Source organism: Streptomyces indicus, assembly GCF_900100315.1.
In the GTDB taxonomy this organism is placed as follows: Bacteria; Actinomycetota; Actinomycetes; order Streptomycetales; family Streptomycetaceae; genus Streptomyces; species Streptomyces indicus.
In genome coordinates, this window is the sequence record NZ_FNFF01000001.1 from 961,129 (window position 1) to 975,032 (window position 13,904).

Genomic DNA, 13,904 nt, shown 5'->3' on the forward strand with positions numbered 1-13,904 from the left:
ACCACTTCACACGGTTTTGTCCGCTGCGGCGCGTTCGGCGGCCGCAACATCACCGGGCGGCCGCAACACGAGGTCGAGCTCCGCGGGGTCGGGCTCCGGCACGGGTACCTGCGGGCCGTCGGCCTCGCGCAGCCACCGGCGCAGGACGCGGTGCACGCGCTCGGCCCCGACCAGTTCACGGCCTTCGGGCACGGGCGCGGACAGCGCGACGGGCGAGAGCAGGAACGGGTGGCTCTGTTCGCCGCCGAGACCGCCGTGCGAGCCGATCTGCTCCTCGAACGCCAGCACTTCCCCGTCCTCCACCGCCGAGTTGACCATGATGTCGGCGGTGTGCGGGAAGGAGTCGGTGCGGCGCACGGCGGCCAGGGTGCCCGGGCCGAAGTCCGCGAGCGGGCCCGACTCCTCCGCGTCCTCGGGCAGTTCGTCCAGGTGGAGTTCGGCGCCGCGCGCGCCGAGGATCACACCGGAGCCGCGCTCGGAGCGTACGAGCACGAAGCCGATGCCCGGGTGGTTGGCGAGCGTGGGCAGCAGGGCCGGGTGGCGGGCGTCGATCTGCTCGCGCGTCATGCGTTCGGGCACGTCGGGGAACGACACCAGGCCGAGGTTGCCCGAGGCGAGCACGAGGGGCCCCTTGCCGGCGGGCGGGCGGTGCTCGCCCTTGCCCTCCTCGACGGGCCGGTGCATCGCGGCCCGTACCGCCGAACGCGCCTCGGCCCCGCTGTGGGTGCGCCGGGCCTTGCGCGGCACGGGGAGTCCGCAGCCGGCGCGGACCAGGTCGGCGAGGGTGAGCCCGTAGCGGTGCCGGAAGGTCTCCCCCGGGCTCTGGCCGTGGTCGGAGAGCAGCACGATGCGGTACGGGCGCGGCGCGTGCTCGGCGACCTTCGCGATCAGGGCGATGGACCGGTCGAGGCGTTCGAGGACGAGCTCGGCGTCCCTGCTGCCCGGGCCGGAGTGGTGGGCCACTTCGTCGTACGCGACCAGGTCCGCGTACACGGCGGTGCGGCCGACCAGCATGTCCCCTATCACCGCGGCGACGACCACGTCCCGTTCGACGACGGTGGCGAAGGCCCGGATGAAGGGGTAGAGCCCGCCGCGCTTGACCCGCGGCCGGGTCCTCCTGATCCGTCCGCGCACGGACTGGCCGATCTCGCGGCCCACCTCGGCGACGAAGGACATCGCCGTACGGACAGCGTTGGCGGGGTCCGAGAAGTAGGCGAAGTACCCCGCGCGCGACCGGTTCTCGCGGCCGCGGCGGGCCGCGATCGACAGGACCAGCGCCACCTGGTCGGCGCCCCCGCTGAACAGGTTCCCGCGGCTCGCGCCGTCCACCGTGAGCAGGCCGCCGTCGCCGGTCCGCTTGATGGCGCGGCGCTGGAGTTCGGCGGCGCTCGCGGGCCGGTTGCAGACCATGACCTCGCCGGTCTCCTTCTCGTACCAGCGGAAGGCCGGGATGTCGAAGTTGTCCCCGTGCAGGATGCCGAGCTGGCTGGCGCCGGTCTGGCTCGACCAGTCGGTGCGCCAGGGCGTGAGCCGGTGGGTGGTCTCCAGCCAGGAGGCGACCGTGGGCATGTGACCGGCGGCGACGGCGCGTTGCAGCACGTCGTGGCCGACGCCGTCGAGTTGCAGGAAGACCGTGCCGGGCAGCCGCGGGCCGCGGGCGGCGGCCTGCTTGCGGCGCCGGCGGTCCGCGAGCCGGTAGAGCCGGCGACGGTAGGCGTCGTCGTCGCGCACGGCGAGGGCCGCGCCGGTGGCGGAGGCCACGGCGGACATCACGGCGGCGACGAGCACCGCGGTCTCCGGGGCGGCCTCGCCTCGGCCGTCGGGGATGAGGCTGAGGGCGATCAGGAACAGCGAGCCGTTGAGGAAGAAGACGAGGAGACCGAGGACGAGGGCCGGTACGAGGAGCAGGGCGCGCACGATCAACGGCCAGACGAGGGCGCTCAGTACACCGAAGACGGCCGCCCCGATGCCGGCCGTGATCCCGATGCGGGTGGCGCTGTCCCCCGAGTCGGCCTGCAACCGGAAGTCGGGCAGGATGCCCGCGAGGATCAGCATGGTCAGGGTACTGGCCGCCCAGACGGCCGTCATGCGCCACAGGGTGCCGCCGGCTCGCCGCCACCGTCCTTCTCGGGCCACGTCCACCTCGCACCTTTCCGGACACTTCGGGTGCCCGGACCCCAGGGTTTCATATGGGCGGGGGTGGGTCGGGGTGGTGCGGACGGGTCGGTGCGGTGCGGGGAGCTCCGGTGCGGGGTCCGGCCTTCGTCCGGATGCCGGGCCGCTCGTGAGCGGCAGCGGGTTCAGCAGCCGTCGTACCCCGCCGTCGGCATCGACAGGCGGCGGTGGACCCGGGCTTTCATGTCCGCGTCGTACGCGGGCTCCGTCCAGCCCACCGTCTCCAGCCGCACCGAGCGGCGGGCGCACTCCGCGGCGAAGGCGGGCAGGGAGAGCAGGGCGCGGTGCAGGACCCGCTCGTTGGGCGCGACGAACGCGTCCACCGCGCCCTCGTCCACGGCCTGCCAGAGCGCACCGTGGTCGGGGCGGGTCGCGTGCAGCAGGAGTTCACGGGTGATGACGTGGCCGTGGTCGGCCGCCCACCGCGCGCACATCGCGTGCTGTCCGCGGCTGTCGACGAGGAACGGCTCGCGGTCCAGCTCCTCCAGCGGGGTCAGCGTGGCGATCGCCGCGACGCGCAGCCCTGCCATCAGACATCCCCCTGTGCCGTCGGCATCCCCGGGTCCGGCAGGTGCCGGCTGCGGCAACCCGCGTCCCCGCTCCCGCTCGTGCGCACCGACCCTACTGCGCCCCGTATGGTCGTAGGAGGTACGTGAGGCGAACAGTCGCGGAACGCACAGCGGAAGGATCAGCTCGGTGCCGGTGGAGATCACCTGGTGGGGGCATGCCACCTGCACGGTCGAGGACTCGGGGACCCGCGTGCTCACCGATCCGCTGTTCGCGCGGCGGCTGGCGCATCTGCGCCGCCGGCGCGGCGAGCTGCCCGGCGAGCAGGCCGCACGGGCCGATGCCGCGCTCGTCTCGCATCTGCACGCCGACCATCTGCACGTGCCCTCGCTGGCGCGGCTGCCCGAGGGCACTGCCGTGGTACTGCCGCAGGGCGCGCGGGCCGCGGTGCCCGGTCTGCGCAGGCTGGCCCATCTGCGGTTCACCGAGGTCGTGCCCGGTGACGAGGTGCGGGTGGGCGAGGTGACCGTGCGGGTGGTCACCGCGCGGCACGACGGGCGGCGCCTGCCGGTCGGCCCGCACCGCTCGCCCGCGCTCGGGTTCGTGGTCGAGGGGGCCGCGCGCACCTACTTCGCCGGGGACACCGGCCTGTTCGACGAGATGGCCGAGGCGGTCGGCGCGGTGGACGTGGCGCTGCTCCCGGTGGGCGGCTGGGGCCCGTTCCTCGGGCACGGTCATCTCGACGCGGCCCGCGCCGCCGAGGCCCTCGCGCGGATCGCGCCCCGCAGTGCGGTCCCGGTGCACTTCGGCACGTACTGGCCGATCGGCATGGACGCGGTGCGGCCGCATGAATTCCACGCCCCCGGCCACGAGTTCGTACGGCAGGCCGCGCTGCGTGCCCCCGAGGTGGCCGTGCATCTGCTCGCCCAGGGCGAGAGCGTGTGGCCGGAGGTCGCGAGGTGAGCCTGCTCGCGATCGCCGAGGTCGTCCCGCCGGAGACCCAGCAGGCCGTCGGATACCCCTCGCTCTTCCTGCTCGTGGTGCTCGGCGCGCTGGTGCCGGTGGTGCCGACGGGCGCGGTCGTCAGCTCGGCGGCCGCCCTGGCCTTCCACCACTCGGCACCGCAGTCGCAGCTGTACGTGTTCGCGGTGGCGGCGCTCGCCGCGTTCCTCGGCGACTCGATGCTCTACTGGCTGGGCGCGCGCGGACTGCGCTCGAAGAACGGTTCGCGCTGGCTCAAGGCCATCCGCGAGCGTGCCCCGCAGGAGCGGCTCGAGCAGGCGCAGGACAAGCTGCACGAGCACAACGTGACGGTGCTCGTCCTGTCCCGGCTCGTGCCGGCCGGGCGGATCCCGGTGATGCTCGCGTGTCTGCTCGCGAAGTGGCCGCTGCGGCGCTTCGCGCGCGGCAACCTGCCGGCGTGCCTGGCCTGGGCGGTGACGTACCAACTCATCGGGATCCTGGGCGGTTCGCTGTTCCCCGAGCCGTGGGAGGGCGTGGTCGCGGCGGTCGCGCTGACGGTCCTGATCAGCGTGACGCCCGCGCTGTGGCGGCGGATGCGGGCGCGGTTCAGCACGGGCTGAACCACGGAAGCGGCTCGGCTCGGCGCGGGCTGAGACCTGGCCGACCCCGTGCTTCAGCCCGCGCCGAGTTCGCCGGCACCCACCCCGGAGTCGTCGGCGCCCGGCACGCCTTCGAGGACGCGGGACGCGCCGACCGGCAGGTCCCACAGGTCCGCGCGGGCGAGGCCCGCCGCGCGCCAGGCCTCGCGGACGCGGTGCAGGGGTTCGAGGACGGGTTCGGCCGAGAGCAGGAAGGTCGCCCAGTGCATGGGGGCCATCCGCTGCGCGCCGAGGTCGTCCATCGCGCGGACCGCCTCCTCCGGGTCGCAGTGGACGTCGCGCAGCCACCAGCGGGGTTCGTACGCGCCGATCGGCAGCAGGGCGAGGTCGATGCCCGGGTGGCGGCTGCCGATCCGCTCGAACCAGTGGCCGTATCCCGTGTCCCCGGCGAAGTAGACCTTCCGTCCGCGCGGGTCCGTGAGCACCCAGCCGCCCCACAAGGTGCGGCAGGTGTCGGTGAGGCCTCGCTTGGACCAGTGGTGCGCCGGGACGCAGTCGAAGCGCACCCCGCGCAGTTCGGCCGCCTCCCACCAGTCGAGTTCGGTGACGCAGACGAAGCGCCGGCGGCGGAACCAGCGGCCGAGTCCGGCCGGCACGAACACCGGGGTCTCGCGCGGCAGCCGCTTGAGGGTGGGGGCGTCGAGGTGGTCGTAGTGGTTGTGGCTGATGACCACGGCGTCCACCGTGCCCAGCGCGTCCCAGGCGAGTCCGGGCGGGGTGACGCGGGCCGGGGTGCCGAGGATCTTGCGGGACCACACGGGGTCCGTGAGCACCGTCAGGCCGCCGATGCGCACCACCCAACTGGCGTGCCCGACCCAGGTGACGGCCACGGTATCGGCGTCGACCTTCGGCAACGGGCCCGGTTCGAAGGGGAGGTGGGGGATGTCCTTGAGCGTTTCGCGGCCCGGGCGCACCGCCCCTTCGCGGGCGAAGCGGGCCAGCGCCTTCACACCGGGCAGCGGTGCGGTGAGGCGGTCGGCGAACGAGCGGGGCCAGGTGCGGTGTTCGGCCAACGGCCGCAGCGCCGAGCCGGCGGCGGTCTGCGGGGCGGAGGTGAGCTCCGCTCCGGCCGCGAGGGAAGGCGACTCCTGGGTCATCGAGGCGGCTCCAAGTGCTGGGCGTCGGCGCGCAGTCCGTCGAGCGCTCCGGCGAGACCGGTGAGCGCCCGTTCCACGTGCGGGAGTTCCAGAGGGTCGGGTGCGGTGAGGGCGGCCAGGCGCTGCTCGGTGTCGGTGCCGAGCAGCGGGCCGACCGGGAGACGGGCGCGCAGGGCGCCCAGGTCGTCGCCGAAGCGGTGGCCGCCGGGCACCGGCATGCCGAGCCGCTCGGTGAGGTGCTCCTCCAGCTCCATCGCGTCGCCGACCCCGCGGGCCGCGAGTGCGTCGCGCAGCGGGGCGAAGTCCGCGTACAGGTGCCGTCCGGCGACGGGGGCCCGGCCGAGGGCACCGGCGGCGAGCAGGGCCCGGTGCACGGCTTCGGCGACCTTCGCGTACAGCCGTACCGCGGCGGTGAGGCGACCGGTGACCTCGTCGGGCTCGCCGAGCGCATAGGCGGCCGCGGCCGCGACGGGAGCGGCGACCTGGGCGCCGAGTGCGGTCAGGGCGTCGAGGGCGCGGGCCCTGAGCTCCGCGCCGCCGGGGGTGTCCGGGAAGCGGGCGACGGCGGCCGGCCAGTCGGCGGGCAGGTAGCCGCCCACGAGGTCGGTGACCACCGTGACCTGCTGCGGCACCATCTCGGCCGGGCCGATCAGGACGGTCTCCTCGGGGTGGTGCAGGGTGTCGCGCCAGGTCTCGTCCGAGACGATGTGCAGCCCTTCGCCGAGCGCGGCCTCGACGGTCTCGTGCAGCACCTCGGGGGGCGGCACCGTCGCGGTCGGGTCGTCGGCCACGGACAGCACGAGCAGCCGCGGATCATCGCCCTCGGCGCGCACCCTGCGGACGGTTTCGAGGAGCGCGTACGGATCGGGCACTCCCCCGCACTCGGGCGGGGTCGCCACATGGAAGGCCCGCCGGCCGAGCAGCCGCACCTGGGGCGCCCACCAGGCCGTGCACGGACGCGGCAGCAGGACGTCGCCGCCGGTCGCGGCGATCAGGGCGCACAGGAGCGGGGCCGGGCCCGCCGCGGCGGCGAGGTGGCCGCGCTCGGAGGGCAGTCCGCGCCGGCTCCAGTAGCCGGCCGCGGCGTCGAGGAGGGCCGGGCTGCCGCCGGGGGGTTCGACGTGTGCGCGCCCGGCGGACGCGGCCAGGACGGCGGCGAGTTCGGGGAGCACGGGCAGTCCGGGGTCGGGGGCCGGCGGTCCGTACCGGACCGGGCCGTGGCCTTCGGGGACCGTCCGCGGCATGCCTGCCTCCGTGTTCTCGTACCGGGTCCGGTGGACCGGGAGTCTTCTGGCGCCGGGTGGCGAGGGGAAAGGACGTGCCACCGCCCGTATCCCTGCCCGTGCGGGGGCCGGAGGATACGGGCGGATCGGTTCACTCCGTACGGGCTCGCGGGACGGGTCCCGTCGCACCCGCGGGTTCTTCACGCACGGGTTCTTCACGCGCGGGTCAGCTGTCCGGGTCCGCCTGCCGGCGGCGGATCACGTAGAAGGTGGCGCCGAGCGCGCCCAGGACGAGGACGGCTCCGGTCACCATGGTCTGCGCGGAGTCGGTGAAGCTGCCGCCGATACCGCCCTGCACCCCATAGTGCGTGGGGGCGCCCCGGTCGACCGTGAAGCTCGCGCTCCACTGGGAGCCGCCGGGGCAGGTGCCGTCGACACCCCACTGGGAGGAGGTGCCGACGGAGTCGGGGCCGCCGCTGCGGAAGTTGGCACCGGCGGCGATACGGGCCGTGCCGTTGTAGGCGGGTCCGACGCCCGGGATCGCGGCGTTCTCGACCTTGTGCAGCCGGACCGAGCCGCCGGCGAAGGCCTGCGAGTTCGCGGTGATGGAGTCGGGGTACCAGCCGCGGTCCGCGTAGGGGCAGGAGACGGAGATGGTCACCATGCCGCCGGGGGCGACGGTGCGCGGGCTGACTTCCGCCGCGGTGTCGGCCGCGTGGGCGGGCGCGGCACCGGCCACGCCGGCGGCGGCCAGCGCGGCGGCTGCGAACACGGGGGCGATGCGCATGGGTGCGGCTCCTTCGGTGCCTTCGGCACGGCACGCACGCGGTGCCGCGCACCCATGGAAACCTGACTCCTCGTCACCCGCGCGTGCCGACGGGCCATTCGCGGGACGTCCGGGGCCGGTCGGGTGAGCCGCGCCGGTCGCTCCGGGCGGCGCTTGCCGCGCACGGCGCGAACTGGGGCGCCGGCGTAACGGCCTCAGGTGGCCAGGGTGGTCAGGTCCTTCTCCAGACCGCGCCCCCGGCGCCGTACGACCGCCGCCGCGACATCCGCGAGCTTCTCGTTGGAGTGCTGCGAGATGCGCCGCAGGATCGCGAAGGCTTCGTCGGCGTCGCAGCCGAGCACATGCATCACGATGCCGCTGGCCTGGTCCACGACGGGGCGGGTGCGCAGGGCGGTGCCCAGCTGGTCCACCTCCGTGAGGGCCGCGCGGTAGCGCTCGTCGCGGACCAGCGAGGTGGCCGCGAGTTCGCCGAGCGCGCGGGCGGCGCAGCAGCCGTTCTTCAGGAGGCTGCCGCTGCGGAAGCTGTAGAGGCTGAGGGCCACCGTGAGGCCGGCCCGCGGGAAGGGCAGGGTGACGGCGGCGCGTACGCCGGAGTCGAGGGCGCGGGCGCGGAACTCGGGCCAGCGCTGCTCCTGCAGCAGGTCGTCCGCGCCGACCGGCTCGCCGGTGGCGATCGCCTCGGGAATCGGGCCCTCACCGGAGCGCAGCTGCGCGGTGACGACGGAGGCGAGATCGGGGTGGGTGACCGCGACTGGCCCCGGCCGGCCGTTGCGGGCCCCTTCGGCGCCCGGCTCGCTGACCGTGGCGTCGGCTCCGCAGCAGCCCGCGGTGCAGCGGGCGGCCTGTTCGGCCAGCTCCGAGAGCTGGCGTCCGGGCAGGACGGTGGCGGGCGCGTGCCATGCCGGTTCCGGCATCGGGCTCTCCTCCTCTCTCCGGTCGCGTTCCCGCAGGGCAGGGCGGGAAACCCGGCGCACGGGAGCGACCGGCACATATCACCTGGCGGGACAATTCCGTACGTCGGCGCAGTGCCCTGCGCGAACGCGCTTCCAGGGGCTAGCTTTCGACCTATGGCGCAAGAAGATGAGTTCGGTGAGGACCTCGCGGATTTCCTGCGCCGCGTCGATGAACTGAAGACAGCCCGCACCACACCCGACGGCGATCTGCGCTCCGTGCTCGACACGGCGCTCTTCGAACTCGACCATGTGGCGGAGCAGTTGTGGCCGCGATACGAGCAGATCGCCGCGGCGAGCGGCCAGTTCGCCAACCGTCACGAGGAGCAGCTGCTGCGCGCCGTCTTCCAGCGCCTGCCGCTGCCGGTCGCCCTGGTGGACCGCGACACCGTGGTGCGGCGGCTGAACTTCGCCGCGTCCGGGCTGACCGGGGTCAGGTCGGGCTTCGCCACCGGCCGGCCGCTGGCGGGCATGTTCGCGCCCGCCGACCGCGCCGCGCTGCGCTCGCAGACGGCGGCCGTGGCCCGCGGTGACGGCGACCGCAGCCTGACCGTGCATCTGCAACAGCGGCCGCACGACGGCATACGGGCCACGCTGACCGCGCTGCGGCCGGGGCCCGAGCCCCGGCCGGTGGTCCTGGTGGTGCTCCAGCCCGGCACGTCGCAGCGGCTGCCGCGCCCGGACCGGCCCTACGGTCCGGCCCCGGACCTCGCCGAGGCGACGCGCAACGCGGCGCTGCTCGACCTGATCGACGCGATGACCACCGAGCTGCTCACGACGAAGCCGGGGGCCGGCCGTGCGGAGGTGCTGCGCAAGGTGGCGCAGGTGCTGCACGGGCGCTTCGCGGACTGGGTGGTCGCCGACCTCGGGGCACGGCAGCCCGCGCGTACGGAGGTGCTCGGGCCGGGCGACAAGGCGGCCGCCGACGCCGTGCTGCGCCAGGATCCCGCCGGGTGCCCCCTGGTGGTGGAGGCGGCACGGGGCGGCAGCACGGCCCTCCAGGTACGGCCCGAGGACCCGGACGCCTTCGGGCGGGACGCGGACGGCACCCCGGTCCTCGTACGGGCCGATGTGACCTCGCTGCTGTGCGTGCCGCTCGCCGGTCCGGAGGGCGGCCCGGTCGAGGGCGTCCTCACGCTGTTCCGGTGCGGCGCGCGGCTCGCCTTCTCGCTGGCGGAGGCCCAGGCGGTGGACGTGATGTCCCGGCATGTGGCGCTCGCGTTGCGCAGGGCGCGCTGAGGGCGTTTCTGCCGTACGACAGGCGGGGCCCCTGCTCCGGTACGCCGGTGCGTTCGCAGCACGCCGGTGCGCCGGGGCGAGCGGGGCGCCCGCACCGGCGTCACCGTTCGTGACCTCAGGTGGTCCGGTGCGGTAGCCGCGGGCGTCAGGCGGCGGTGCCCTGGAGCTCACGCTCCTCACGGGCAGCGGCCTGGTCCTGCATGACCTCCTCGCGCATCGAGGCGCAGCAGCGGCTGATGAGGCGCGAGACGTGCATCTGCGAGATGCCGAGCTGTTCGGCGATCTTGCTCTGCGTCATGTCGCCGAAGAAACGCATGTAGAGGATGGCGCGCTCGCGTTCCGGCAGGGCGCGCAGCCGCGGTTTGACGGCTTCGCGGTCGACGACGACGTCGAGCGCGGGATCGGGGGAACCGAGGGCGTCCCGCAGCGCGTATCCGTCGTCGCTGCCGGGGAGTTCGGCGTCCAGGGACAGGGCCGTGAAGCTGTCGAGCGCTTCGAGTCCGGTGCGGGCCTCGTCCACGGTCATGCCGGCCCGCTCGGCTATCTCCTCGATCGTCGGCGAGCGGCCGGAGATGGTCTGGGCGAGGTCCTGGGAGGCGAAGCGCACACGGTTGCGCAGGTCCTGGACGCGGCGCGGTACGTGGAGGGTCCACATGTGGTCGCGGAAGTGCCGTTTGATCTCGCCCGTCACGGTGGGCACGGCATAGCTCTCGAAGGCGTGGCTGCGTTCGGGGTCGTAGCGGTCCACGGCCTTCACGAGGCCGAGGGCGGCGACCTGACGCAGATCCTCGTAGGACTCGCCGCGGCCGCGGAAGCGGCCCGCGAGGCGGTCGGCCATGGGCAGCCAGGCGCAGACGAGCTGCTGGCGCAGGGCGTCCTTCTGGGGGCCGACCGGCAGGGCGGCCAGCCTGCGGAAGTCCGCGGCGGTGTCGGGGGCGTCGTCGTGCGGGTGACGGGTGGAGCCTGTGGAGGTACGCATGGAAGCTGCATCTCCCTGGTGGTGCTCGCAAGGTGTGGCGACGGTCACCGGGGAGGAGCGCGCGGCCGGGCGGACAGAGCACATCCGGGCAGTCACGGCTGCTCCCGCGGATGTGCCTCCGTTCCGAAGCACACTGTGCGCGTGCCCCGGTGCGGCCCTGCCAAACACATCACCCTTCTGACCAGTCCTCCTGGGCGCGTTTGCCCGTGGTCATGCGGGAGACCCGGACGGGGACATCCCGTCGGGAAGGGTCCGATCATGGCACTGTTCGCTGTCTTGACCCCCCTGGTGATGCTGGGCGTGATCATCGCGCTCGGCCGCTACGAGGAGCTACTCCTTCCACCGGCTGCGGATACCGAAGAGCCCCCGGTCATCCGCGAGGTGCCCACTTCCTGAGCACCGCGGCGGCATGTCCGGACCGGATGGGGGTACAGCGACCGGGGTCACCCGGTCATCCCCGGGCACGGGGATTCGCAGGAAGGGCCCGCCATGGCGGACATCGTGAGGGACGTGATGACTCCGGGCGTGGTGACCGTGCGTCCCGACGCGTCCCTGGTGGAAGCCGCGCAGCTGATGCGCGCACAGGACATCGGGGGCGTGCTGGTGGCCGCCGAGGGCACCGTGCTCGGCGTGCTCACCGACCGTGACATCACCTTGCGGGCCGTGGCCGACGGAGCCGATCCGCTGACCGTGAGCGCCCAGGCGGTGTGCACCCCGCATCCGGTGTCCGTCTCCCCGGACGACTCGGTGACGACGGCGGTCTCGCTGATGCGCGAATACGCGGTGCGGCGGCTGCCGGTCATCGAGGACGGCCGCCCCGTGGGGATGCTGAGCCTGGGCGACCTGGCCGTGGCGCTCGACCCGGCCTCGACGCTGGGCAGGATCAGCGAGACGGCACCGGACAGCTGGCCGGGGTGAGGTGCCGGAGCCGGCCAGGGTGAGATCCCGGAGTCGGCCGGGGTGAAGTCCCGGAGTCGGTCGGGGTGAGCCCGGGGCCAGGTCCGCCCGCGGGTCAGGCCGTCAGGGCCGGCGGCCGAGCAGGCACAGCAGCTTCGTCTGGGCGTCGGCGCCGGGCGGCGGCTCCACCGGGGACGCGAAGACGCCGCTCTTGGCCAAGTCCGCCGCATACGGGGCGACTTCACGTACCGCCGCGTCGATCAGCGGTTGCGGCAGCCGCTCGTCGACACCGGTCGCCCGGGACAGGTCCCAGGCGTGCACGACGAGGTCCGTGGTCATCTGCGCGCAGTACGCGGACGCCGGGGTGTCGCCGTACGAAAGCCGCACCGTACGCTCCAGGGCCCCGGGGGCGGCGAACGCCTCGTGCGCCGCACGGGCGCTGCGGTCCCAGGTGCCGACCGGGTCGTCACCGAGCACATCGCCGTCGTAGGCGTCCCCGACGTCGTCGATGCCCGCGCCGTCCCGGACGAGCGGGACGGCCCAGAGCTGCTCGGCGACGAGGTGGTTCACGAGGTCGCGCACGGTCCACTCCGTGCAGGGCGTGGGTGCGGTCCACTGGTCGTCGGCGATGCGGTGCACCCGGTCCGAGAACAGGGCGACGGCATCGCGGTGTTGAGTGAGCACGCTTGCAACAGCCATGCCTCCAGTGTCCCGCCGCGGGCCGGTGATCGCAGGGCCACGGGGTCGCCCCCGCGGCCCCTCCGCCGACCTGCGCGGACGTGCTCAGCGCGCCCGCTCGACCCGCCGCTCGTCCCACACCGGCTGAGCGGTCTCGCGCACCTTGCCGTCCGACCCGAACACCAGATAGCGGTCGAAGGACTTGGCGAACCACCGGTCGTGCGTCACCGCGAGCACCGTCCCCTGGAAGGCCTCCAGGCCCTCCTGCAACGCTTCGGCGCTCTCCAGGTCCAGGTTGTCCGTGGGCTCGTCGAGCAACAGGGCGGTGCAGCCCTTCAGTTCGAGCAACAGGATCTGGAAGCGGGCCTGCTGGCCGCCGGAGAGCCGGTCGAAGGGCTGCTCCGCCTGGTTGGTCAGCTCGTAGCGCCGCAGCCGCGACATGGCCGCGCCGCGGTCCTTGGCGTAGTCGTGCCAGAGGATGTCGAGGAGGGTGCGGCCGAACAGCTCGGGGTGGGCGTGGGTCTGCGCGAAGTGGCCGGGCACCACGCGCGCGCCCAGCTTCCAGTGGCCGGTGTGGGCGACCTCGCCGCCCGCGAGCAGCCGCAGGAAGTGGGACTTGCCCGAGCCGTTGGAGCCGAGGACGGCCACCCGCTCGCCGTAGAAGACCTCCAGGTCGAAGGGCTTCATCAGGCCGGTCAGCTCCAGGCCCTCGCAGGTCACCGCGCGCACACCGGTGCGCCCGCCGTGCAGGCGCATGGTGATGTCCTGCTCGCGCGGCGGCTCCGGCGGCGGGCCCGCCTCCTCGAACTTGCGCAGCCGGGTCTGGGCGGCGCGGTAGCGGGAGGACATGCCGTCGCTGTTCTCGGCCGCCTGGCGCAGGGTGAGGACCAGCTTCTTGAGCTGGGCGTGCTTCTCCTCCCAGCGGCGGCGCAGCTCCTCGTAGCGTGCGAAGCGCTCCTTGCGGGCCTCGTGGTACGTGGCGAAGGAGCCGCCGTGCACCCAGGCCTCGGCGCCCGCGGGACTGGGCTCGACGCTGATGATCTTCTCGGCGGCGCGGGCGAGCAGTTCGCGGTCGTGCGAGACGAACAGGACGGTCTTGCGGGTCTCGGCGAGCCGCTCCTCGAGCCAGCGCTTGCCGGGCACGTCGAGGTAGTTGTCCGGCTCGTCGAGGAGCAGCACCTCGTCGGTGCCGCGCAGCAGCGACTCGAGGACCAGGCGTTTCTGCTCGCCGCCGCTGAGGGTGCGCACATCGCGGAACTGGGCGCGCTCGTACGGCACTCCGAGGGCCGCGGTGGTGCACATGTCCCAGAGCGTCTCGGCCTCGTAGCCGCGCGCCTCGGCCCAGTCGGACAGCGCCTGGGCGTACTGCAGCTGGGCGGCCTCGTCGTCGACGGTCATGATCGCGTGCTCGGCGGCGTCCACGGCCTTCGCGGCTTCGCGGATACGGGGCGTGGCCACCGAGACGAGCAGGTCGCGCACGGTGGTCTCGTCCCGTACGGAGCCGATGAACTGGGGCATCACGCCGAGGCCGCCGCTGACGGTGACGCTGCCGCCGTGCGGCTGCAGCTCGCCGGAGAGCAGGCGCAGGAGGGTGGTCTTGCCGGCGCCGTTGGGCCCCACGAGGGCGACGACGGCGCCCTCGCCGACCCGGAACGAGACATCGCCGAGCAGGGCCCTCCCGTCGGGGAGGTAGTACTCGAGGTGCGCGGCTTCCAGATGTCCCATGGGGCGGATTGTGCGGGGCGCCCTC

14 protein-coding genes are annotated in these 13,904 nt (G+C 74.1%); 5 read left to right on the plus strand and 9 right to left on the minus strand.

The annotated features are described in order from the left end of the window. Nucleotides 1-6: 6 nt before the first annotated feature. Together BLT97_RS04265 and BLT97_RS04270 are read right to left on the minus strand one after the other, a co-directional pair. Nucleotides 7-2,088, minus strand: coding sequence for a phage holin family protein (locus BLT97_RS04265; protein ID WP_093607261.1), 2,082 nt, complete (start codon nt 2,086-2,088; stop codon nt 7-9). Nucleotides 2,089-2,300: 212 nt separating this feature from the next. Next, nucleotides 2,301-2,705 (minus strand): hypothetical protein, encoded by a 405-nt coding sequence (locus BLT97_RS04270; protein WP_093607262.1) that lies wholly within the window; start codon nt 2,703-2,705, stop codon nt 2,301-2,303. A 166-nt stretch (nt 2,706-2,871) separates the two neighbouring features. Here BLT97_RS04270 and BLT97_RS04275 point away from each other — a divergent pair, with 166 nt between their 5' ends. Together BLT97_RS04275 and BLT97_RS04280 are read left to right on the plus strand one after the other, a co-directional pair. Then, complete coding sequence (locus BLT97_RS04275) at nt 2,872-3,645, plus strand: MBL fold metallo-hydrolase (RefSeq protein WP_093607263.1); 774 nt, start codon at nt 2,872-2,874, stop codon at nt 3,643-3,645. Continuing rightward, a complete protein-coding gene (locus tag BLT97_RS04280) occupies nt 3,642-4,265 on the plus strand; it encodes a DedA family protein (protein ID WP_093607264.1) in 624 nt (207 codons plus the stop codon). Before BLT97_RS04275 ends, BLT97_RS04280 begins: the two co-directional genes overlap by 4 nt. 53 nt (nt 4,266-4,318) lie before the next feature. Here BLT97_RS04280 and BLT97_RS04285 read toward each other — a convergent pair whose 3' ends face one another. The 4 genes from BLT97_RS04285 to BLT97_RS04300 form a co-directional block, all read right to left on the minus strand. Continuing rightward, nucleotides 4,319-5,401 carry an MBL fold metallo-hydrolase gene (locus tag BLT97_RS04285; protein WP_093607265.1) on the minus strand — a complete coding sequence of 361 codons (1,083 nt, stop codon included), beginning with the start codon at nt 5,399-5,401 and terminating at the stop codon, nt 4,319-4,321. Continuing rightward, on the minus strand, nt 5,398-6,645 hold the full coding sequence (locus BLT97_RS04290) for an aminotransferase class I/II-fold pyridoxal phosphate-dependent enzyme (protein ID WP_093607266.1): 1,248 nt from the start codon (nt 6,643-6,645) through the stop codon (nt 5,398-5,400). Before BLT97_RS04290 ends, BLT97_RS04285 begins: the two co-directional genes overlap by 4 nt. A 205-nt stretch (nt 6,646-6,850) precedes the next feature. Next, nucleotides 6,851-7,411 carry a hypothetical protein gene (locus BLT97_RS04295; protein ID WP_093607267.1) on the minus strand — a complete coding sequence of 187 codons (561 nt, stop codon included), beginning with the start codon at nt 7,409-7,411 and terminating at the stop codon, nt 6,851-6,853. A 194-nt stretch (nt 7,412-7,605) separates the two neighbouring features. After that, a complete protein-coding gene (locus BLT97_RS04300) occupies nt 7,606-8,325 on the minus strand; it encodes an ANTAR domain-containing response regulator (protein WP_093607268.1) in 720 nt (239 codons plus the stop codon). A 153-nt stretch (nt 8,326-8,478) separates the two neighbouring features. Here BLT97_RS04300 and BLT97_RS04305 point away from each other — a divergent pair, with 153 nt between their 5' ends. Then, nucleotides 8,479-9,600, plus strand: a complete 1,122-nt coding sequence (locus tag BLT97_RS04305; protein ID WP_093607269.1) for a PAS domain-containing protein — start codon at nt 8,479-8,481, stop codon at nt 9,598-9,600. Nucleotides 9,601-9,745: 145 nt separating this feature from the next. Here the strand turns inward: BLT97_RS04305 and BLT97_RS04310 are convergent, their stop codons facing one another. Continuing rightward, complete coding sequence (locus tag BLT97_RS04310; RefSeq protein WP_093607270.1) at nt 9,746-10,579, minus strand: RNA polymerase sigma factor SigF; 834 nt, start codon at nt 10,577-10,579, stop codon at nt 9,746-9,748. 258 nt (nt 10,580-10,837) lie between these two features. Here BLT97_RS04310 and BLT97_RS37750 point away from each other — a divergent pair, with 258 nt between their 5' ends. Next, nucleotides 10,838-10,975, plus strand: a complete 138-nt coding sequence (locus tag BLT97_RS37750) for a hypothetical protein (RefSeq protein WP_176953636.1) — start codon at nt 10,838-10,840, stop codon at nt 10,973-10,975. A gap of 93 nt (nt 10,976-11,068) precedes the next feature. Further along, the gene (locus BLT97_RS04315) at nt 11,069-11,497 is read left to right on the plus strand and encodes a CBS domain-containing protein (RefSeq protein ID WP_093607271.1); all 429 of its coding nucleotides are present in this window, start codon (nt 11,069-11,071) and stop codon (nt 11,495-11,497) included. Between the two features lie 102 nt (nt 11,498-11,599). Here the strand turns inward: BLT97_RS04315 and BLT97_RS04320 are convergent, their stop codons facing one another. Beyond that, nucleotides 11,600-12,175: a TIGR03086 family metal-binding protein gene (locus BLT97_RS04320; protein WP_093607272.1), complete on the minus strand. Its 576-nt coding sequence runs from the start codon at nt 12,173-12,175 to the stop codon at nt 11,600-11,602. Nucleotides 12,176-12,259: 84 nt separating this feature from the next. Continuing rightward, nucleotides 12,260-13,879 carry an ABC-F family ATP-binding cassette domain-containing protein gene (locus tag BLT97_RS04325; protein WP_093607273.1) on the minus strand — a complete coding sequence of 540 codons (1,620 nt, stop codon included), beginning with the start codon at nt 13,877-13,879 and terminating at the stop codon, nt 12,260-12,262. Between the last annotated feature and the right edge of the window lie 25 nt (nt 13,880-13,904).